This window comes from Bacillota bacterium (genome assembly GCA_013178045.1).
Classification (GTDB): Bacteria; Bacillota; Ch66; order Ch66; family Ch66; genus Ch66.
The window spans coordinates 1-19,698 of the sequence record JABLXP010000030.1; the positions used below are offsets into that span (position 1 = coordinate 1).

The window sequence follows — 19,698 nt, forward strand, 5'->3', positions numbered from 1 at the left end:
GGTGCCAATATTTGACCACCTGTGGGGTGGCTGTCAAGGCCGCTGCCTTGATGCTGATGTTTTGAACGGTGAGGTCTCATAGCGGAAAAAATTTTTGTGGAGATACCTACTAGATCTTGACACGGACGGGTGACTAAAAAACATTGACACTGCCGGTTAGTAGATGTTAGAATAACAATAATAATAAAGTATAACAAAACCAAAGATGATGAAGGGGAAGAGTAGCTGTTCAGACCTTTTTAGAGAGCCGACGGTTGGTGCAAGTCGGTAAGGATGTTCAGTGAACGCCACCCTGGAGTTACCGGCTGAAGAACAGTAAGCCGTGTCGGTGATCCTCCGTTACGGGAAGTGTTTGAGTTCCAACTCAAACAGCAGAGTGGACCAGCGTTGGGCTGGTCAACTAGGGTGGTACCGCGAGTGTGTAAACCTCTCGTCCCTTGGGGACGGAGGGGTTTTTTTATTGATCGCTCAGAATAATAACCTTCTGATTGATATAAGCGTAACTAAAACTTGGCGCAAAATAAGGTTTTCTTAAGAATTTTGAATATCTTAATAGAAGGAGGATCACATCAGTGAAAGAGAAGGAAATCTTATGTCTTTTAAAACAAAACAGCCGGCTGAGTAACAAGGAAATAGCGATGATGCTGAACATCTCTGAGGAAGAGGTCGCGGCGACTATTAAGCAGTTTGAAGAGGAAAAAGTTATTCTCAGTTATCACACCATCATTAATTGGGAAAAGGCCGGAGGCAACGGGGTGACTGCCCTGATCGACGTAAAGGTCACCCCGGAACGGGAAGTGGGATTTGACAAAGTAGCCGAGCGGATTTACCGCTTCCCGCAGGTGCGATCGGTTTACCTTATGTCGGGGGCATATGACCTCTCAGTAGAGATTGAGGGAAAAGACATGAAGGAAGTGGCCATGTTTGTGGCGGAAAAACTGGCTACCCTTGACCACGTACAGAGCACCGCGACTCATTTTGTTTTAAAGAAGTACAAACAAGACGGTGTAATTTTTGAAGACAAAGAAGAGGATCGAAGGTTGGTGATTACTCCATGACCAGGTCACCCGAAGAGTATATTTCTCCAGTTATCAAAGCCATTCCTCCGTCAGGTATCAGACGCTTCTTTGATCTGGTCGCACAGACCAAAGGTGTCATTTCCCTTGGGGTCGGCGAGCCGGACTTTGTTACACCCTGGCACATCCGGGAGGCCTGTGTCTACTCCCTGGAAAAGGGCTACACCATGTACACTTCCAACTATGGCTTACCCGAATTGCGGCAGGAAATCGCCCGTTACCTCCAGCGCCGCTTTGATCTGAATTACGATGGCTTGAGTGAAATCCTGGTTACGGTTGGGGTCAGTGAAGCGGTGGACCTTGCCCTTCGTGCGGTTTTATGCCCGGGTGATGAGGTGTTGATTCCCGACCCGGCGTATGTGTCCTACGTGCCCTGTACCTTAATGGCGGGGGGGCGACCGGTGATGCTGCCGACCTCTGCTGAGAGTGAGTTTAAAGTCACGGTGCGAGCAATTCGGGAAAACTTAAGCCCTAGAACCAAGGTGATTATTCTAACCTTTCCGAGTAACCCAACCGGGGCGATTATGACCCGGGCAGATCTGGAGGCTGTCGCTGAGGTCGTGAAGGAGCACAACTTGCTGGTCATCTCCGACGAGATTTACGCTGAGTTAACCTATGAGGGACGGCATGTATCCATCGCTTCGCTGCCCGGCATGCGGGACCGCACGATTGTCTTGAACGGTTTTTCCAAGGCTTTTGCGATGACCGGCTGGCGTATTGGTTATGCCGCCGGGCACCAAGCGTTTATTTCCGCCATGATGAAGATTCACCAATTTACCATGCTCTGTGCTCCCATCATGGCTCAGATGGCCGCTATCGAAGCCCTGCGCAATGGTGAAGAAGAAATGACGAAGATGATTAAATCATATGACCAGCGCCGGCGCCTGATCTTAACCGGCTTACGTGAAATGGGGTTAGAGTGCTTTGAACCGAAAGGCGCGTTTTATGTCTTCCCTTCGATTCGCTGCACGGGGCTGACGAGTGAAGAATTTGCGGAACGGTTGCTTAAAGAGGAAAAAGTGGCCGTGGTTCCGGGAAATGCCTTTGGCCAAAGCGGAGAAGGTTTTATCCGGTGCTGCTATGCGGCTTCAGTTAAAGACATCAATGAGGCCCTCCAGCGGATGAGCCGTTTCATTAGTCGATTAAGATCGAGGAGCACGGAGAAATAGGTCGAAAATAAGCAATTTATAGGGGAAAGTTATATCTTTCTCAAGAGCCAGTCCAGCAGGAATTACCTCCCCCGCGTCGAAAGTAGAGGCAAAGATGAAAATGGCGGGGTACCGCCATTTTCGGTATTTATACCATATGCCCTAAAAATGTCATAATTAACACAAAAAGACAATTGATTAAGCGGTTTTTGTATATAAGAAGGGGGGCCAGGTGATGCCGAGTAAATTGAGTTCGCTGGAGATGCAACTATTAAACCAGTTTTCTGCTTTAACTTCGGAAAACCGCCGTGAGGTGCAGCGCTACATCCAGTACGTATTAACGATGCAGTGTAAGTCTGAATACGTGACCCAGGTTATTCATAATCAGACTCTGTGCAACCATCTGTTGGGATTAGCGCATCTGCCAGAGAGTGAGAACTATACCGAAGAGGTTATTGAACGGGTGCGGAAACTCCGTTACCACTGTCAGCAAATGTTTGAGCGAATTTACGATAAGTATGTTGGTCTGATCAAAGATTCGTTGATAGAACATAATCTGGTCAAATTCACTTATGACGCGTTAGATGCGATTGAATCAGCCGCCATGGCTGGCAATGTTCCCCGAACCCAACGAGAAATTTATGAAATGGTCGAGACTTACAAAACTTTACTGAGCAATACCCGTCGGCGCCAGATTCGAGCGGTTTAATGGCTTGCCAGAGCGGGCAACAAGGAGGAGCTTAATGAGGGTACAATTTTTAGGCGCGGCCCGGACTGTTACGGGTTCGTGCTATTTATTGGAAGTCGGCCAGACGAAAATCATGGTCGATTGTGGGATGTTTCAGGGTAGTAAGGAAATAAAAGAAAGGAATTACGAAAGCTTCTACGTGGAGCCGAATGAGGTTAAATTTCTGTTACTAACCCATGCCCATATCGACCACAGTGGACTCATTCCAAAACTCTACAAACACGGTTTTCGTGGCCAGATCCTGGCGACTTCAGCTACTGTTGACCTTTGTAGTATCCTGCTCCCTGATAGCGCGCACGTCCAGGAGATGGAAGTTGAGCGGAAGAACAGGAAACTCAAACGGGCCGGTAAGCCGCTGCTCGAGGAAATATACACAGTTCAGGATGCCATGGAATGTCTCAAGCAATTTCGCCGCGTTGAGTATCAGGAGGTCATTCAGTTAACGCCAGAAGTAAGTGTGCGGTTTCAAGATGCCGGGCATATCCTTGGCTCAGCCATGATCGAGATGTGGGTGCAAGAAGGAGATCACGAAATCAAGCTGGTCTTCTCTGGTGATATTGGCAACCATAATCAGCCGCTGGTTAAGGATCCGACCCTGATTGAGGCGGCTGATTATGTGTTCATGGAGTCAACTTATGGTAATCGCTTGCACCAGGAAAACGTGAACAAGGTCGAGGCCTTAAAAAATGTGATCCTGGAGACGATGGCGAAAGGGGGCAACCTGATCATCCCGGCGTTCGCGGTTGAGCGGACCCAGGACCTCCTTTATGACTTAAACCTGCTGCTGCAAACCAAATCTATACCGAATGTGCCAGTCATTATCGACAGTCCGCTGGCAATTGAGGCGACGGAAATTTTCCGCCGCAACAGCCAGTATTTTGATGCAGAAACCCAGGAATTGATCCGGCGGGGGGAGAACCCGCTGGCTTTGCCAGGGTTGCGCTACACGCACACAGCAGAAGAATCTAAGGCCTTGAACGGATTAAAGGGCGGGGCGATCATCATCTCCGCCAGCGGCATGTGCGACGCGGGTCGGATAAAGCACCACCTCAGACATAACCTGTGGCGTCCCGAATCGACAGTCTTGTTTGTCGGTTACCAGGCCAAAGGCACCCTGGGCCGTCGGCTGCTGGACGGCGAAAAACTGGTGACGATCCACGGCGAAGAAGTAGTAGTCAAGGCGGATATTCGCAACATCGACGGCTTTTCGGCGCATGCCGATCAGCGAGCACTCCTGGCCTGGGTGAAGCGCTTCCGATCCAAACCGGGCAAGATTTTTATTGTTCATGGAGAAGAAGAATCGTCCCTCACGCTGGCCCAGTTGATCACCCAGGAGATGGGCATCCCGACGGTGGTGCCAAAATGGCTGGACGTAGAAGAATTAACCCCACTCGCGGTACCTGTCGCGGCACCTGTAGCGGTGGCCCAACCAGCGCCAACCACTGTTCCGCCAAAGATGCCAGCCGGGGTGTCGGTAGCGTTGGCAACCCAGGTGGAGCACGCATATTTCGAACTGCGGATGAAGCTGCGTGAACTGGTAGAACAAGAAATGGATCAGCAGAACTTTGAGAGCCTCCTGGCTAAAATCCAGCAACTGGAGCAACTGGTTGACCAATGGCGCAAAATTAATTAAAATAACCTTAAGGCCAGTGATGGCCTTTTTTTATGCGTCTATCGTCTTTTTGACCATGACTTCATGACGCTCTGCCTGGAGCAGCAGAATGCCGAGCAGGATTATGGCTGCCCCGACAAGTTGAAGGCTGGTCATCTGTTCGCCCAGAAGGAAGAAAGCCAGAATAATGGTAAAGACGGGTTCCATTGAACTGACAATGGCCGCTCGGCTGGCGCCGATCCGTTTGATTCCACTTAAGAAGAAGACCATCCCGATTATCGAGGTACAGAGAACCAAAACGAAGATGATGGCAAAGGCTGACCAGGCAACTGCGCCGGTCACCAGGTAAATCGGTGGAAAGATGACCAGGGTCTGGACCATAACAAAGGTGTTGAGATAAGCACTGGCCACCAGGGGTGAGGTATGATAAACCGTGCGCTGGCTGATCAGGCTATGGGCAGCGTAAAAAACACTGGAGCCGAACGCGAGCAGCAGCCCCCGGGGAGAGAGGCTCAATCCGACCAGGCTTGATGGAGGATTGATGACCAGCGAGCACCCCGTAAAGGTGGTGAAGAGGACCGACAAGCGGATCAAACTCAAACGCTCCTTAAACAGCAGAATAGCCAGAAAGGCCACGAACAGGGGATAAGTAAACAAAATAATGCTGGCAATTGAAGCGTCCAGATACTGAATGGCATAAAAGAAACAGATGGTCGAAAGCAGATAAACTACGGCTTGAACTGCACAAAACTTGAGAGATCGCAGATCTAAACGGTATTGAGTGAACCTGGTCATGAACATGAACATCCACAGGAGGGCAGTGGCCAGGAGAAAACGCGCCGACAGCAAGATAGCCGGTGTCACTCCTAACCGATAAGCAAACTTCCCTAAAATTGGCGAAAAACCGTAAGCCAAGGCGGAAATTGTAACATATATGTGTCCGAGGAGTAGATTCACCGTAGTCACCTTCTGACAGCGATATGAATATTATATCACACCCACAGCGACGTTTCAAAAATGGAAAGGGGATGATATAATAGGATTAAGTTGTGTGGTGGAAAGGATTGGATCTGCATGTCGGCCAAGGATAGCTTGCTTGCCTCATTTGCCCAGGACCTCTTATTAAAAGGGACAACCAGCATACCCAACTTTCTGCTGCGCTCCTATAGTAAACTGGGAATAAGTGACCAGGAAATGATGCTGTTAATTCAGCTTTTTCACCTGGCCAATGCGGAGAAGGATGCTTTTCCCACAATAGAAAAGCTGACGGGTATGATGAGCGCCGATCAGGTCCAAATCGAGAAAAGTCTGGCCAACCTCGTAGCCAGGAAACTGGTGCGCATTGAACGAAACCGTGACGATGTTGGGACGGTAGCCAGTTACCGATTTGAAGGATTATTCGACAAGCTGGCGGAAATTTGGGCCAGTGAAAAGATCAAGGAAATGGAGGAGGCCAAACGAGCAGCGGCTGCCCAGTCGGTTAGCAGGAACAAGCCGGCAGATAATGTCGCCTGGGTGTATAAACTGTTTGAACAGGAGTTTGGTCGACCCCTCACCCCGATGGAAGGGTCGCAGATTATTGAGTGGTGTGATGGTGAAGGACATTCCCCAGAATTGATCATTGAAGCATTGAAACGGGCTGCCCTGCAGGGAGTCCGCAATTTTCGTTATATTGACAGCATCCTGCGCGAATGGAGCAAGCAGGGTGTGCGTACCTTGAGAGAGGTAGAGGTTTATGAGGAACGGTTTAAGGAAAAAAAGGCAACCCGTAACACCAAAAATATCAGGAGCAAAGAGAAGGGAAAAAGTCACCCTGAGGGCGGGTCAGAAGATTTTCGGGATCTGTACCTGGGTTAACATTTTTATCAATTCGCTATTCTGGTCCACCTTCTAACAGCGCATGCTTTTCTCAACCAATCCAAATTGAAAGGGTGGTAATGAAAATGGATTTATGGCTGGTAGAGGGCCACACTTCTGGTTATAGTGTTAATTGGAAAGTCAGACAGGTAATCCACCAGGAGACCACCAGGTACCAAGAACTGAGTATTGTTGATACTGTTGAGTTCGGGCGGGCACTGGTGCTGGACGGTAATGTTCAGACTACGGTTGGCGATGAGTTTTTTTATCACGAGATGATTGCCCATGTCCCTCTGTTTACCCACCCCGAACCCCGGCGGGTGCTGGTCATTGGTGGTGGAGATGGGGGAACAGTACGTGAGGTGGTGAAGCACACCAGCGTTGCACAGGTGGACCTTGTTGAGATCGATGAAAGGGTGATTGTCAACTGCCGCCGCTACTTACCGGAATTGAGTTGTGCTCTTGATAATCCGCGGGTCAACGTGATCATCGCTGATGGACTTGAGTATGTCCAAAACTGCCCGGCGGTTTACGACGTCGTCATTATTGATTCATGTGACCCGATTGGCCCCGCGGCGGGTTTGTTTAGCCATGGCTTTTATGCACAGATCAACAATATTCTTCGAGACGATGGTTTAATGGTGGCGCAGACTCAATCACCTTTGTATAACCGGGAACTGGTCAAGAGTGTGAGCCAGTCTTTAAAAAAGCTCTTTCCCATCAAGATGGTGTATTTGACCACGGTACCAACGTACATGAGCGGTTTTTGGACGTTTACCCTGGCTTCAAAAGAATATCACCCGCTAAAATTCAGAAGAGGGGCGCTGTTACCTTTTTCAACCAGGTATTATACCCCTGAAATTCATCAGGCGGCGTTTGTCCTACCCAAATTTTTACAGGAGCTGTTAATGGATTAAGGAAATTCCTGATACGAATTGTTGATTTGTGAAAATAGCAGGATTTTTGTTTGGCCGAAGCGAATTGCTGAAGGGATAATTCAGCGACCTTCGGCTGATTTGTTGCCAGAAAAATTTTGCGAAAGGAGTACGATTTGTGCGTGAATTATTGTTAGGTAACGAGGCAATTGCCCGGGGCGCGTATGAGGCCGGGGTAACGGTAGCTACCGCGTACCCGGGGACACCCAGTACGGAAATAATTGAGCAGATCACTCGGTACCCGGAAATCTATGCTGAATGGGCACCCAACGAAAAAGTAGCGCTGGAAGTGGGGATTGGCGCCTCAATCGGTGGAGCGAGGACTCTGGTAGCAATGAAGCACGTGGGTGTCAACGTGGCCGCTGATCCCTTAATGACGTTTGCTTATACTGGTGTTAATGGTGGCCTGGTGCTGATTAGCGCTGATGATCCGGGCATGCACAGTTCACAGAATGAACAGGATAACCGGCTGTATGCCCGATTCGCCAAAATACCCCTGCTTGAACCGGCTGACAGCCAGGAAGCCAAAGACTTTGTTAAGCTGGCTTACATTATCAGCGAGCAGTTTGACACGCCGGTGATGGTGCGGGTGACCACGCGGTTGGCGCATTCCCAGAGTCTGGTGGAACTGGGTGAGCGGGAGAAAATCAAACTTAAACCGTATACTAAAGACGCCGCCAAATATGTGATGCTGCCGGGTTATGCCCGGACCCGACACGTCAAGGTAGAAGAGCGGCTGCTGGCCTTGGCAGCTTATGCCGAGCAGACACCGCTGAACCGAATTGAGTGGGGCGACCGGAGTGTTGGCATCATCACCAGCGGCGTGGTTTATCAATATGCCCGGGAAGTCATGCCGACTGCCTCGTTCCTCAAGTTGGGGATGACTAATCCCCTGCCGAAGAAGTTGATCACCGAGTTTGTCCAGGGGGTAGACCGGGTCTACGTAGTGGAGGAGTTGGAGCCCTACCTGGAAGAACAGATCAGATCCTGGGGGCTTAAGGTGACGGGCAAGCAGGTTCTGCCGGTCGTCGGCGAATTCAACCCGGAACTGATCGCTGAAAAATTGCTCGGGCAACCGCCAGTGGAGGTTTATCAGGTGGAAGAGAACGTTCCAGCGCGGCCTCCGGTGATGTGCCCCGGCTGTCCGCACCGCGGTGTCTTTTACGTCTTGAACAAACTGAAGCTGAAAGTGACCGGTGATATCGGGTGTTATACCCTGGGGGCCTTACCACCGCTCAATGCTATTGATACCTGTATCTGCATGGGCGCGAGCATCGGGACCGCTCTGGGAATGGAGAAGGCCCGCGGTCGCGAGTTTGCGCAAGGAGTAGTCGCGGTGATCGGGGATTCCACCTTTGTGCACTCCGGGATCACTCCGCTGATTGACGTGGTCTACAATCGCGGGACGACGACGGTGATCATCCTGGACAACGGCACGACCGCGATGACCGGTCACCAGGATCACCCTGGCACCGGTGTGACGGTTGACCGCCAGCCAACCCATCAACTCGATCTGGTGAAACTGGTGGAGGCGATCGGCGTCCAGCGGATTACCGTGGTCGATCCCTTTGACCTGACCAGGATGGAGTCCGTGGTGAAAGAAGAACTGGCAGCGGCTGAACCTTCGGTGATTATTGCCCGGCGGCGGTGCGCCCTGTTAGACAAACCTGCGGATTTGAAACTACGCATTGACCCGGAGAAGTGTACCGGCTGTCGACTGTGCCTGCGCCTGGGCTGTCCGGGCCTGGAGCTGCGCGACAAGAAGGTGCGGATCAACGAAACGATTTGCGTGGGCTGTCAGCTATGTACCCAAATCTGCCGACTGAACGCCTTCGAGAAAGTAGGTGGACAAAATGCCTAATCCAGTCACCAATGTACTGATCGTGGGGGTCGGTGGTCAGGGAACCCTCCTGGCCAGCCGAATATTGGCCCAGGTGGCCCGGCAGCTTGGCCACGATGTTAAGGTTTCGGAAGTGCACGGCATGGCCCAGCGGGGCGGGAGTGTAGTGACCCAGGTCCGCTTCGGCCAGCGGGTCTACTCGCCCCTGATTGCCCAGGGAGAAGCGGACGTGATCCTGGCCTTTGAGAAACTGGAGGCCTTACGCTGGCTCCCCTACTTAAAAGCCGGTGGCCAGGTGATCATCAACGACCAGTCGGTTGATCCCTTGCCGGTGCTGACAGGAGCCGCCAAATATCCTGAAGGGATTCCCGAAAAGATTCAGGAGGTCGTGCCGAACGTGGTCGTTTTGAACGCCACTGAACTGGCCATCCAGTGCGGTAACGTACGGGCGGCCAACGTCGTCCTGCTGGGGGTGCTGACCCGGTTGCTCGGTTTTGACGAGACGGTCTGTCTTCAGGCGCTGGCCAAGACCGTGCCGCCGATAGCGCTGGCAATTAATGAGCAGGCCTTCAAGCTGGGGATGGCGGCTGTTAAATAATATGTTAATGTTAATTGAACGGAGGTATCAATTTATATGACAAAGATTACCGATCTAGTCCGTCCGAATATCCTGCAGATCAAACCATATGTTCCAGGGAAACCGATCGAAGAAGTTGAACGGGAACTGGGGATCACCAATGTGATCAAGCTAGCCTCGAACGAAAATCCGCTTGGCCCATCCCCGAAGGCAGTTGCCGCCATGAAACAAGCGGTGGAGAAGGTCAACCTTTACCCGGATGGGGCTTGCTTTTACCTGAAACAGGCCCTGGCGGCGCATCTGGGTATTGCTCCCGAATGCCTGATTATCGGCAATGGTTCAGATGAATTGCTCAAACTCATCGCCGAGACCTTTCTGCGCGAGGGCGACGAAGTCATCATAGCTAATCCCTCTTTTGGTGAGTACGAGTTTGTGACCAGGGTGATGGGGGCTGAACCGGTGATGGTGGAACTGCAAAACTATACCCATGACCTGATGGCGATGGCGGGGAAAATAGGCCCTCGGACCAGGCTTGTTTTCGTCTGTAATCCGAATAACCCGACGGGAACGATCGTGACAAAAACGGAAGTTGACGAGTTTATGACCAAGGTCCCCGAAGATGTGGTGGTAGTGTTTGATGAGGCTTATTATGAGTATGTGAGCGACGACCGGTATCCGCAAACTATCGAGTTTGTACGGAAGGGGCGACGGGTGATTGTCCTGCGGACATTCTCCAAGATTTATGGTTTGGCTGGGCTGCGTGTCGGTTACGGTATAGCTGATCCGGAAATCATCGCGTGCCTTGGGCGGGTGCGCGAACCTTTCAACGTCAATCTAGTGGCTCAGGCGGCAGCCCTGGCGGCCCTGGATGATCAGGAGCACGTGCAGAAGAGCCGGGCGGTAAATCAGGCGGGCCGTGATTATCTGTACCATGAACTGGCGGCGATGGGTCTGGAGTGTGTACCTACAGAGGCCAACTTTATGTTGGTCCATGTGCGGACTGAGGCCCAGGATGTATTTCAAAAACTGATGCGAGAAGGGGTGATCGTTCGGCCAGGTGGGATTTTCGGGTACCCGCAGCACATCCGGGTGACGATCGGAACGACCGAAGAGAATGAGCGGTTTGTTCAGGCCCTGCGGAAGGTACTGGCAAGTTAAAGACAATCTGGAGGGGTGGGCTTGATGTGGTTGGGGTGCGTCGGCTGTTGTGCATCAGCAGAGAAAGGTGCCACGGTAATTTTTCGTGCATCGGTTGGTGAGCCGGAAATTGCCCAGCGGTTTGCCCAGGCCCTGACAAAGGTGCTGACACCGGCGAGCAGTCAACCAGTTTTATGGTTATGCATCGGGACCGATACGGCGGTTGGGGATTGTTTAGGGCCGTTGGTGGGTACGCTAATATCCGAAAGAATGCCTGATTTGAAGGTGATCGGTACCCTTGATCAACCCTTGCACGCCGGGAACATTACCGCCCGGATTGAGGAATTAAGATACTTCCATCCCACTCCCTTTACGGTGGCCATTGATGCTTCCCTGGGTAAACCAGCTCACGTTGGCTGTGTTACGATTCGTCAGGGAGCTTTATGGCCCGGGGCCGGTTTGCGCCGCCGGTTGCCCCCGGTTGGGCAGGTGGCCATTACCGGTGTGATCGGTACCCATTTTTCATGGAATGAAGAACATATCTTGCATCGGACACGGCTGAGCCTGGTCTGGAAAATGGCTTGTACTATCGTTGAAGGAATTCAGGTCTTGTATGCGGGACAGAAAAAGTAGGTTCGATAAAGTAAAGTGCGGAGTGAAAGGTCTTTGTTTCGGAGGGAGCTTGATGAACAGCGATCAGAGTCAAATCGAGCGGGTCGTGGCCTTGATTAAACAGGCGGCACCACGTGTTTATGCGTTGACGGGAGCCGGGATCAGCACGGAGAGCGGAATTCCCGATTTTCGCAGCCCAGGTACCGGCCTGTGGGAGCGGGTTGACCCGATGGAGGAGCTGTCGGTAACCGCGCTACGACGTAACCCGCAGCGGTTCTATACGTTCGGCATGGCCCAGTTTACGCGTTATCGAGATGCCCAGCCCAATCAGGCGCACCTGGTGCTGGCGCAGATGGAGGAGGCAGGTTATCTCGCTGGTGTGGTCACTCAAAATATTGATGGCCTGCATCAGGCAGCCGGCTCGCGTCAGGTTTTTGAGGTGCACGGCCACCTGCGCACGTGCCGCTGTTTGGACTGCGGAGGGGAGTTCCCGTATGCCCAAATCGAACAGAACGTGGCGCAGGGGATATTCCCACCTCAGTGTGTGTGCGGGGGCACCTTAAGGCCGAACGTGGTCCTGTTTGGTGACTCCATGCCAAAAGATTATGTCCTGGCGGTGCGGGCGCTCCATAATTGCGACCTGCTTCTGGTGGTGGGGAGCAGCCTGGAGGTCTCTCCAGCCAACACCCTGCCGAATCTGGCCCGCCGGGTGGTGATCGTCAACCTGACCCCGACCCATTTTGACCAGCACGCGGATGTTGTAATCAACGATAAGGCCAGTAAGGTCTTTATGGATATTTGGGCTAGACTAATACATCAAAGTTGCTAAATCCACCGCTTGCGTTTAAACAGGACAATCATGCCGCCCGACATGGCGAACATTCCGCCCAAAATAGCCCAGAACTCCATCGGGTGGTCCTGATAGGGGATCGGCACATTCATCCCAAACACACTGGCGATTAAGGTCAGAGGCATCATAATCGTTGAAGCCAGAGTCAGAACGCGGATAACTTCATTGGTCTGGTTGGAAAGCACGGAGAAGAACGAGTCCAGGGTGTTGTTGACCAGATCCCGATACGTGTCTGTGGTGTCAGTAATCCGCTCCAGGTGATCAACCAGGTCCATGTAAAAGGGTTGGTTCTCAGGACGAATTTCAAAGGAGTAACGGCCACCAACGTTGGCAAAGATGCGTTTCTGCGGTAGGATGACTTTCCGTAAGAGAAGGATCGTCCGTTTTAAGGCCAGAATCTCATCCGATACCTCCCGGGCCGGGTTCACATAGATCTCATCTTCCAGCTCATCAATCCGCTCACCGATCCGCTCCACGATCGGAAAGTAGTCATCAACAATATTGTCAATAATGGAGTAGAGGAGGTAATCGGGACCGCGATCCATCAGCATGTTCTGCTGCAGGCAGCGTTTGGCGACTTTGCCTACAGCCGCTAGAGCGGTTTTGTGAATGGTGACAATGTAATTTTGCCCGAGGAAAACGTCCAGTTCTGAGGTTGTGATTTCGTCATCGCTTTCCTCATCGTAGTGCAGGGCATGAAAAACGAAGAAGTAGTACTTGTCGTATTTATCGACTTTCGCCCGGGGGCTGGTCTGCAGGCAGTCCTCAATCGCCAGTGGGTGGAAGTCGAAAATTTTGCCAATGTAGTTTAACTCCAGGTCATTGCAGTCGTAGAGGTCGATCCAGAGGAGATTTTCCGGGTTAGCGAGGAGCTCGTCTTTGATCGTCAGGTCAATGTCGTGCAAGATCTTACGCTCGGTATCATTCCAGAAGTAAGTCTTGATCATCCTTTTCCCCCCTTTTTAGTCAGAGGGTCGTACCTCGCCGGTGGTAAAAATACGACCCTCTGTGGTTGTTGGTTTGGCTTATAGACAAGTAGGACTGGTCACCAGGTATCGGGTCTATTTTAACCACCCTCTTTCTTCCCCAAATTCTATTACCCGGCACTGTATGACGGCGCGTCGCAAATAGACACAATTAATCATAACTTTTTTCGTGAATGCTTGTCAACTCGTTTCCCCGTCCAGATTAAAACTCTGTAACGGCGGAGACAATACCGGTAGAGGTGACTTTTTGGTGAGAAAGTATCCATTCCTGAGCAAACTGGCGATTGTCCTAGTGGTTGTCTTCAGCCCATTTGTTGCCGGGTGCAACTCCTGGCTTAGTTTGCCGGAACCTCAGTTACCGGTGGCTTCCCAGGTTTTTGATGTCAACGGCCAGGTCATCGCTCACCTGTATCAAGAGAACCGGGTGGAGGTACCGTTGAAGGACATTTCTCCTTACATGCGGCAGGCGATCGTGGCCATTGAAGACGAGCGGTTTTATCAACACGTGGGAATTGACCCCATTGGCATTGCCAGAGCAATATGGGTGGACCTGCGGGCCGGCCGGGTGGTAGAAGGCGGCAGTACGATTACCCAGCAGACGGTTAAGAACCTCTACCTGACTCAAGAACGCACCCTGATCCGGAAGTTTAAGGAATTAGTCCTGACTATCCAACTGGAACGACGGTACACGAAAGACGAAATCCTGGAGATGTACCTGAACACAATTTATTTTGGCCAGGGGGCATATGGGATTGAAGTGGCGTCCCAGACATACTTCGGGAAGCCAGCAAAGAATTTGACTCTGGCCGAAAGCGCCATGCTGGCCGGCATCCCGCGCTCACCCGCCAATTATTCCCCGTTTCGTAATCTGGAGCGGGCGAAAGAACGCCAGGGCGTGGTGCTCGACCGCCTGGTTAAGTTAGGCTGGATCAGCAATGAGGCGGCGGAGAAGGCCAGAGAAGAACCGATTCGGCTGGCGCAGCCGAAGGAAAGAATTACCCGTGCGCCATATCTCATGGATGAAATCAGGGAATACGTGATTAGTCACTATGAAAACGGGGCTACCCTGCTCTACGGTGAGGGCCTCTCCATCTACACCACCATTGACCTGAAGATGCAGGAGGCGGCGGAGCGAGCTTTTTCAGAAGTGGTGGCCGGGACTAAGCCCGATGTCGAAGGGGCGCTGGTGGCAATTGATCCCACGAACGGCTACATCAAGGCGATGATCGGGGGGCGGAACTTTGCCCAGAGCAAATTCAACCGGGCGATGCAGGCAAAACGCCAACCCGGCTCGGCCTTCAAGCCTTTCCTGTACACGGCGGCAATTGACCGGGGCTATACCGCGGCCCGGACCTACATGTGTGAGCCGACCAAGTTCCCTCAACCCGACGGCACGGTTTACAAGCCGACCGATTACGGGGATAAACCCTATCACTACCGTCCATTCACCTTGAAAGAAGCCCTGATGATTTCGGATAATGTGGTCTCGGTTCAGCTAAACCAGGAAATCGGCCCCTCAGTGTTGGTGGATTATGCCCACCGCATGGGGATTGAAAGTTACCTGCGGCCATACCTGTCCCTGGCACTGGGTACGAGTGAGGTAACGGTGCTGGAGATGGCGAAAGCCTACGGCCCATTGGCTAGTGGCGGGTTGCTGACCAGGCCGTTCTACCTGTTAAAAATTGTTGACCGCTACGGGCGGGTCCTGGAAGAACACCGGCCGCAAGTGAGCCAGGTCCTTGACCCGGTCACCGCCTATATTGTGACGGATATGCTCAAAGGTGTGCTGCAGTCAGGAGGAACGGGATCGCATCTGGCGGGGATTGTGGGACGGCCAGCCGCGGGCAAAACGGGAACAACCGAGGAGTTTCGTGATGCCTGGTTTGTGGGCTATACGCCGCAGTTGGTTTGCGCGGTGTGGATCGGCTACGACCAGCCGACCCAGCCGGTAGGGATTCCCGGTGGGCGGATTGCGGGCCCAATTTGGGCCAAATTTATGCGGGATGCCCTGGCGGGGGTGCCACCCACGGACTTTCCCGTTCCACCTGGGATCGTCTTGGCGAACGTTGATGCGGAGAATGGGTATTTGGCGACGCCCTGGTGCCCGAAAACCATCACCGCCGCTTTTCGGGCGGGAACGGAGCCGAAAGAACCTTGTCCCCAGCACGCCGGACCGCCTTTGGGCCTCTTCTTTGGTCCTTAACCGCCGAAACGTTTGAAAAACTGCTGGTTGACTACTTTCTCGAGGGAATCATCCAACGGTTTTAAGACAATCTCGCCATACCGGCGACGCAGGGCCAGGGTTAGCAGGTAATCAGCCAGATGAGGATTCTTACCCAGGATGGGGCCATGCAGGTACGTCCCAAAAGCATTGCGGTAGCGGGCACCCTCGGTTTTATCCTGGCCATTGTTACCAGCACCGAAAATCACCTGACCGAAGGGGGAAGCGGTTCCGAGGACCGTCCGACCCGAGTGGTTTTCAAACCCGACCACGGGATAGTCTTCCGGTAGTTCATGGACACGGATGGCAATATTTCCCCTAAGACGGCTGGTGCCGGCTGTCGTTACGGCGTCAAAGATCCCGACGCCGGGCAGGTTATCTCCTGTTCGGGAAACATAGCTTTTGCCGAGCAGTTGATAGCCGCCGCAAATACTGAGCACCACGAGCCCATTCTCCACTGCTTCCACGAGGTAGGGGCCTTTTTTAGCCAGGTCTCGACTGACAGCGGACTGTTCCTGATCCGGACCTCCACCCATGAACAGTAGGTCGTATTTGCTGGCCTCGAATTCATCCCCAATCGAGACCTCTGTCAATTCCACTCTGATGCCGCGCCACTGCAGGCGTTGACATAGGATGATGATGTTCCCCCGGTCGCCGTACAGATTAAGCAGATCGGGATACAGATGGCAGATGGATAGTTTCATGTTTATCCCCCAGCTTGCAGAGTAGTTTGCGGTAAGGAGCCAGATTGGTGTAGGTACACAGAATCGCCAGTTCGTCGACTGGTTCATTCAAGAGCTCTAGGATGCTCTTCAAACGGTTTTCCTGGATTTTGATGCGCTTAGGGTCAATTCCATTGTACTTGAGGCAGAGGGCCATGTCACCCGCCCGCAAACCGGCGCAGACAATGGGAAAGGTCGGGTGTTCGTTGAGGTGGGTATAATCCACATCCCACAGCCAGGAGACATCACGGCCGTCAGCAGCCAGGTCATTGATGGCAAACAAAAAGCCTAAGGTGGTTTTCGGGTTGATGGTTTTTAAGACCTCCGTCAATCCGCTGGGGTTCTTAGTCAAGAAAAGGGTGCAGCGTTTGCCGCGCAGATAAAAAACTTCTGACCTTCCCTCAGGTGGAAGGAAATCTTCAACAACAGCGGTGATGGTGGCCGATGGGACATTGAAAGACAGCGCTAGACTGACCGCGGCGGTGACGTTGTAGATGTTATAGAACCCGAGCAAAAAGGTGGTCAGCGAGAGAGCACCGGTTGGGTGGCGCAGTTTGAAGGAGGTAGTACCGGCTTGTATGTAGTAGCTAATCACGCAATAATTGGGCTCCGGGCGGGTGTAAGCACAGGCGGTGCAAGCATACTGACCTAAATGGCTGTACTGAAAGTACTCAAAGCGCAAGGGGGCTTCACAAAGGGGACAAAAGTGTGCCTCTCTGGGTTCTATAATTGATGATTTCTGTTCCGGTTTCTGGTTCACCCCATAATATTGAACGCGCTGGTGTCCATAACCAAGGGAAGCGACCAGTGAATCATCAGCGTTCAGGATCAGAGTGGCCTCTGGCAGAGATAACAGGCAGTCGTGTATGACCTGCCAGAGCCGCTGCAATTCCCAGTAGCGGTCAAGCTGATCCCGGAGCAGATTGGTTACCACTACAGCGGATGGCTTCAAGTGCTGGCAGAGAAGGTCAAGATTACCCTCATCAACTTCCAGAACGGCCACGCTACGGCCTGATTTCCTCCGCGGTCGGTCCAGCAACGCGGTCGCGATGCCGGACAGCATATTGGCGCCTTCACGGTTGTGGATAACTTCATCCCCGTGCCGGCGCAGGATTTCTGCCACCAGGTTCGCGGTGGTAGTCTTGCCGTTGGTTCCAGTAATCAGGATTACCAGGTCGAACTGCCGGATGGTGTGCTTGATGAAATCGGGATCAATCCCTAAAATTACCCGCCCCGGCAGGGATGTCCCACCCAGCCCCAGGGTTTGCGCTAAAAAACGAATCAGCCGACCCACAAGCCGGGCGACTGGAAAACGCCAGGTCATGTTTTATAATGTCCCCCTTGTATATCCTCCGATTTTCGAACCTGCAAAACGTATTTTTAGTTTTCTGTTCAGCGTGTTATCTGTCTGATCCCGAGCTTATCCTGGAGCAGCTTCCTGTCTCTAATTGTACTCTCTCCAGCAGCAGGGCGCAACCACAGTTGTTTATCTTAAAAAGTGCAGTAGGAGTAGCCAGTGCCTGCGTAAACGTTTATACTTAAGAAAAGAGTCAAAATTAAGGAGGTTTACGCTGTGTTAAAACCTTCGTGGACGGTGCGCAATATTTATCTGTACCTGGTTTGTTTCACTACCCTGATCATGATGGTGGTTGGTACGGTCCAGGCTTTTGACGCCGCTTACGGTTTGGTATTTCCAGCCCCCGTGCGCCCAGAGATGTTTCCAGAGATGTTTAAAGAACCGTACCAGCCGGGCAAAGAGGCAGCGAACCTGACCCCGGAAGAAAAGGCGAAGGAGGAGGTAAGAGCTAAGGCTAACCAGGAGTTCCAGATCAAGCAGAACCGGTACTTTGCTACAAAGCGGTTGTTCGAAAACGGCGTCCTGATCCTGGTCGCCCTGCCGCTTTATCTGTATCACTGGCGGCTGGTCAAGAAGAGTGTTGAAGAAGAAAAACAGATGAAGGAATGAATTGCGTGCGAATAGATTGGGGAGAGCCTGAGATTAGATAAGAATTATTGTGAGATTAGTGAATGACTAGAGTGAGATTAGTGTGAGCGCAGCCAAGCAGCTGAACCGGGATGGTTTGGCTGTTTTTTATTTCTTAGGTGGCAAAAAATTGGATATAGTTGGAGGAATTGGAGAGAATATGTAGAAGAATATCCCATGAGCATGTTGTTTCTTTCACTTGATCGCATGCCTTACCTGGAGCGTGGAGTGACTGTGCTTTGCTAACTAAAAGTAAGGAGATTGTTATGCCCGAGAAGCTAATTATTAGGGAAATCTTATGACTATTGTCAAGATTAAGAAAAATGTATTATGGGAGGGAAAAATATTCATCTCACAATTCATCTCCGACCCGTGAAGGCTGATGTAATCTTGCCTGTTCATTATAACCACATTGTCCAGGCGGCGATTTATCATTCCATCGATTCCGAACTGGCTGCTTTTCTGCATGAGCAGGGTTTTCTTAATGGGAAACGGATCTTTAAAATGTTTGCTTTTTCCCTTTTGCGGGGTCCGTTTGCTATTGATAAAGCACGAAATTTGATCAAGTTTACAAATGAAATACAACTAACTATCTCATCACCGGTGGATGAATTTTGCCAATCATTGGTTAATACTTTGCTGACCCGGGGATATATCCGGCTGGGCGAAACAGAGGTGGCTGTCGAAAAGGTTTATGCCCAACAATTCAAGGTCGAAAATAAAGAGGTCCCTCTCAAGACCCTTTCGCCTGTTGTCCTGTACAGCACTTTATTGAGGCCGGATGGGCGCAAGTACACCTGTTACTTCCAGCCGGGTGAGCCTGATTATGACAAGTTATTAAACAGTAACCTGCAAAAAAAATACCGGGCTTTTTGCGGGACCGAACCTCCTGCGGGGCAAGTCCGGGCCAGAACCCTGGGAAGACAAAGGATGCATGTTGTTAATTATAAAGGGACAATTGTCAAGGGTTATTCAGGTAAGCTGATTCTAACTGGCCCCATACCCCTGCTGCAGCTGGCGGTGGACGGGGGCCTGGGGGGGAAAAACGCCCAGGGGTTCGGGTGTGTGGAGGTGGTGGGGGAAGAGAAATCCTTATAGGTAGGCTACCACATACAAGAACTTTATAGTTTCAATTCTTTATAAGTAATAACGTATGTTACATATGCTTGAAGGAAATTATAATTCATCCTGTGAACCTGGTCAATCTTATTTTGTGTGTTCATTCTGTGATAATGTCACCTTGAAATATTTCTGAGAAAATGTCACTTCGGTTAAAATGAAAGGATGATATTATCAATGACACAGGATGAACGAAACAAGCTATATGTGGCCCGTTGCTTACTCGACGGGAAAATGACCATCAGCGAAGCAGCAGAGATTTTAAGCCTAAGCG

Annotated in this window: 17 protein-coding genes, 1 pseudogene and 1 other annotated feature; of the genes and pseudogenes, 14 read left to right on the forward strand and 4 right to left on the reverse strand. The window is 51.6% G+C overall.

Annotation, left to right across the window (positions count from 1 at the left end; genetic code table 11):
* Window positions 1-199 precede the first annotated feature (199 nt).
* Window positions 200-441, forward strand: a binding site (T-box leader).
* 143 nt (window positions 442-584) lie between these two features.
* The 4 genes and pseudogenes from HPY81_10330 to HPY81_10345 all read left to right on the forward strand — a co-directional run bounded on the left by HPY81_10330 (window position 585) and on the right by HPY81_10345 (window position 4,605).
* A pseudogene (locus HPY81_10330) lies at window positions 585-1,058 on the forward strand (Lrp/AsnC family transcriptional regulator).
* Window positions 1,055-2,245 carry an aminotransferase class I/II-fold pyridoxal phosphate-dependent enzyme gene (locus tag HPY81_10335; GenBank protein NPV27812.1) on the forward strand — a complete coding sequence of 397 codons (1,191 nt, stop codon included), beginning with the start codon at window positions 1,055-1,057 and terminating at the stop codon, window positions 2,243-2,245. The pseudogene HPY81_10330 and the gene HPY81_10335 overlap by 4 nt, the downstream one beginning before the upstream one ends.
* A gap of 214 nt (window positions 2,246-2,459) precedes the next feature.
* A complete protein-coding gene (locus HPY81_10340; protein ID NPV27813.1) occupies window positions 2,460-2,933 on the forward strand; it encodes a hypothetical protein in 474 nt (157 codons plus the stop codon).
* Window positions 2,934-2,967: 34 nt separating this feature from the next.
* The gene (locus HPY81_10345; GenBank protein NPV27814.1) at window positions 2,968-4,605 is read left to right on the forward strand and encodes an MBL fold metallo-hydrolase; all 1,638 of its coding nucleotides are present in this window, start codon (window positions 2,968-2,970) and stop codon (window positions 4,603-4,605) included.
* A gap of 30 nt (window positions 4,606-4,635) precedes the next feature.
* Here HPY81_10345 and HPY81_10350 read toward each other — a convergent pair whose 3' ends face one another.
* Window positions 4,636-5,541 (reverse strand): DMT family transporter, encoded by a 906-nt coding sequence (locus HPY81_10350; protein ID NPV27815.1) that lies wholly within the window; start codon window positions 5,539-5,541, stop codon window positions 4,636-4,638.
* Window positions 5,542-5,658: 117 nt separating this feature from the next.
* Here HPY81_10350 and HPY81_10355 point away from each other — a divergent pair, with 117 nt between their 5' ends.
* From HPY81_10355 to HPY81_10385, 7 genes are all read left to right on the forward strand, one after another.
* Window positions 5,659-6,441, forward strand: coding sequence for a DnaD domain protein (locus tag HPY81_10355; protein ID NPV27816.1), 783 nt, complete (start codon window positions 5,659-5,661; stop codon window positions 6,439-6,441).
* 86 nt (window positions 6,442-6,527) lie between these two features.
* Entirely contained in the window at window positions 6,528-7,358 is an 831-nt protein-coding gene (speE, locus tag HPY81_10360; GenBank protein NPV27817.1) for a polyamine aminopropyltransferase, read from the forward strand.
* Between the two features lie 136 nt (window positions 7,359-7,494).
* A complete protein-coding gene (iorA, locus tag HPY81_10365) occupies window positions 7,495-9,237 on the forward strand; it encodes an indolepyruvate ferredoxin oxidoreductase subunit alpha (protein NPV27818.1) in 1,743 nt (580 codons plus the stop codon).
* Window positions 9,230-9,814 (forward strand): indolepyruvate oxidoreductase subunit beta, encoded by a 585-nt coding sequence (locus HPY81_10370; GenBank protein NPV27819.1) that lies wholly within the window; start codon window positions 9,230-9,232, stop codon window positions 9,812-9,814. Before iorA ends, HPY81_10370 begins: the two co-directional genes overlap by 8 nt.
* Before the next feature lie 36 nt (window positions 9,815-9,850).
* A complete protein-coding gene (locus HPY81_10375; GenBank protein NPV27820.1) occupies window positions 9,851-10,951 on the forward strand; it encodes a histidinol-phosphate transaminase in 1,101 nt (366 codons plus the stop codon).
* Between the two features lie 21 nt (window positions 10,952-10,972).
* Window positions 10,973-11,563, forward strand: coding sequence for a spore protease YyaC (yyaC, locus tag HPY81_10380; GenBank protein ID NPV27821.1), 591 nt, complete (start codon window positions 10,973-10,975; stop codon window positions 11,561-11,563).
* A gap of 52 nt (window positions 11,564-11,615) precedes the next feature.
* Window positions 11,616-12,371, forward strand: coding sequence for an NAD-dependent deacylase (locus HPY81_10385; GenBank protein ID NPV27822.1), 756 nt, complete (start codon window positions 11,616-11,618; stop codon window positions 12,369-12,371).
* Here HPY81_10385 and corA read toward each other — a convergent pair.
* Window positions 12,368-13,339, reverse strand: a complete 972-nt coding sequence (gene corA / locus HPY81_10390; protein ID NPV27823.1) for a magnesium/cobalt transporter CorA — start codon at window positions 13,337-13,339, stop codon at window positions 12,368-12,370. The genes HPY81_10385 and corA overlap by 4 nt on opposite strands.
* A gap of 307 nt (window positions 13,340-13,646) precedes the next feature.
* Between corA and HPY81_10395 the strand changes: the two genes are divergently transcribed.
* Window positions 13,647-15,581: a penicillin-binding protein 1A gene (locus HPY81_10395; protein NPV27824.1), complete on the forward strand. Its 1,935-nt coding sequence runs from the start codon at window positions 13,647-13,649 to the stop codon at window positions 15,579-15,581.
* On the opposite strand, the gene HPY81_10400 is transcribed toward HPY81_10395, so the two are convergent.
* Window positions 15,578-16,303, reverse strand: a complete 726-nt coding sequence (locus HPY81_10400) for a glutamine amidotransferase (protein NPV27825.1) — start codon at window positions 16,301-16,303, stop codon at window positions 15,578-15,580. The two genes, HPY81_10395 and HPY81_10400, sit on opposite strands and share 4 nt — an antisense overlap.
* Window positions 16,263-17,645: a Mur ligase family protein gene (locus tag HPY81_10405; GenBank protein ID NPV27826.1), complete on the reverse strand. Its 1,383-nt coding sequence runs from the start codon at window positions 17,643-17,645 to the stop codon at window positions 16,263-16,265. Before HPY81_10405 ends, HPY81_10400 begins: the two co-directional genes overlap by 41 nt.
* A gap of 249 nt (window positions 17,646-17,894) precedes the next feature.
* Here HPY81_10405 and HPY81_10410 point away from each other — a divergent pair, with 249 nt between their 5' ends.
* Together HPY81_10410 and cas6 are read left to right on the forward strand one after the other, a co-directional pair.
* The gene (locus tag HPY81_10410; protein ID NPV27827.1) at window positions 17,895-18,287 is read left to right on the forward strand and encodes a hypothetical protein; all 393 of its coding nucleotides are present in this window, start codon (window positions 17,895-17,897) and stop codon (window positions 18,285-18,287) included.
* A gap of 363 nt (window positions 18,288-18,650) precedes the next feature.
* Entirely contained in the window at window positions 18,651-19,403 is a 753-nt protein-coding gene (gene cas6 / locus HPY81_10415) for a CRISPR-associated endoribonuclease Cas6 (protein ID NPV27828.1), read from the forward strand.
* Window positions 19,404-19,698 lie beyond the last annotated feature (295 nt).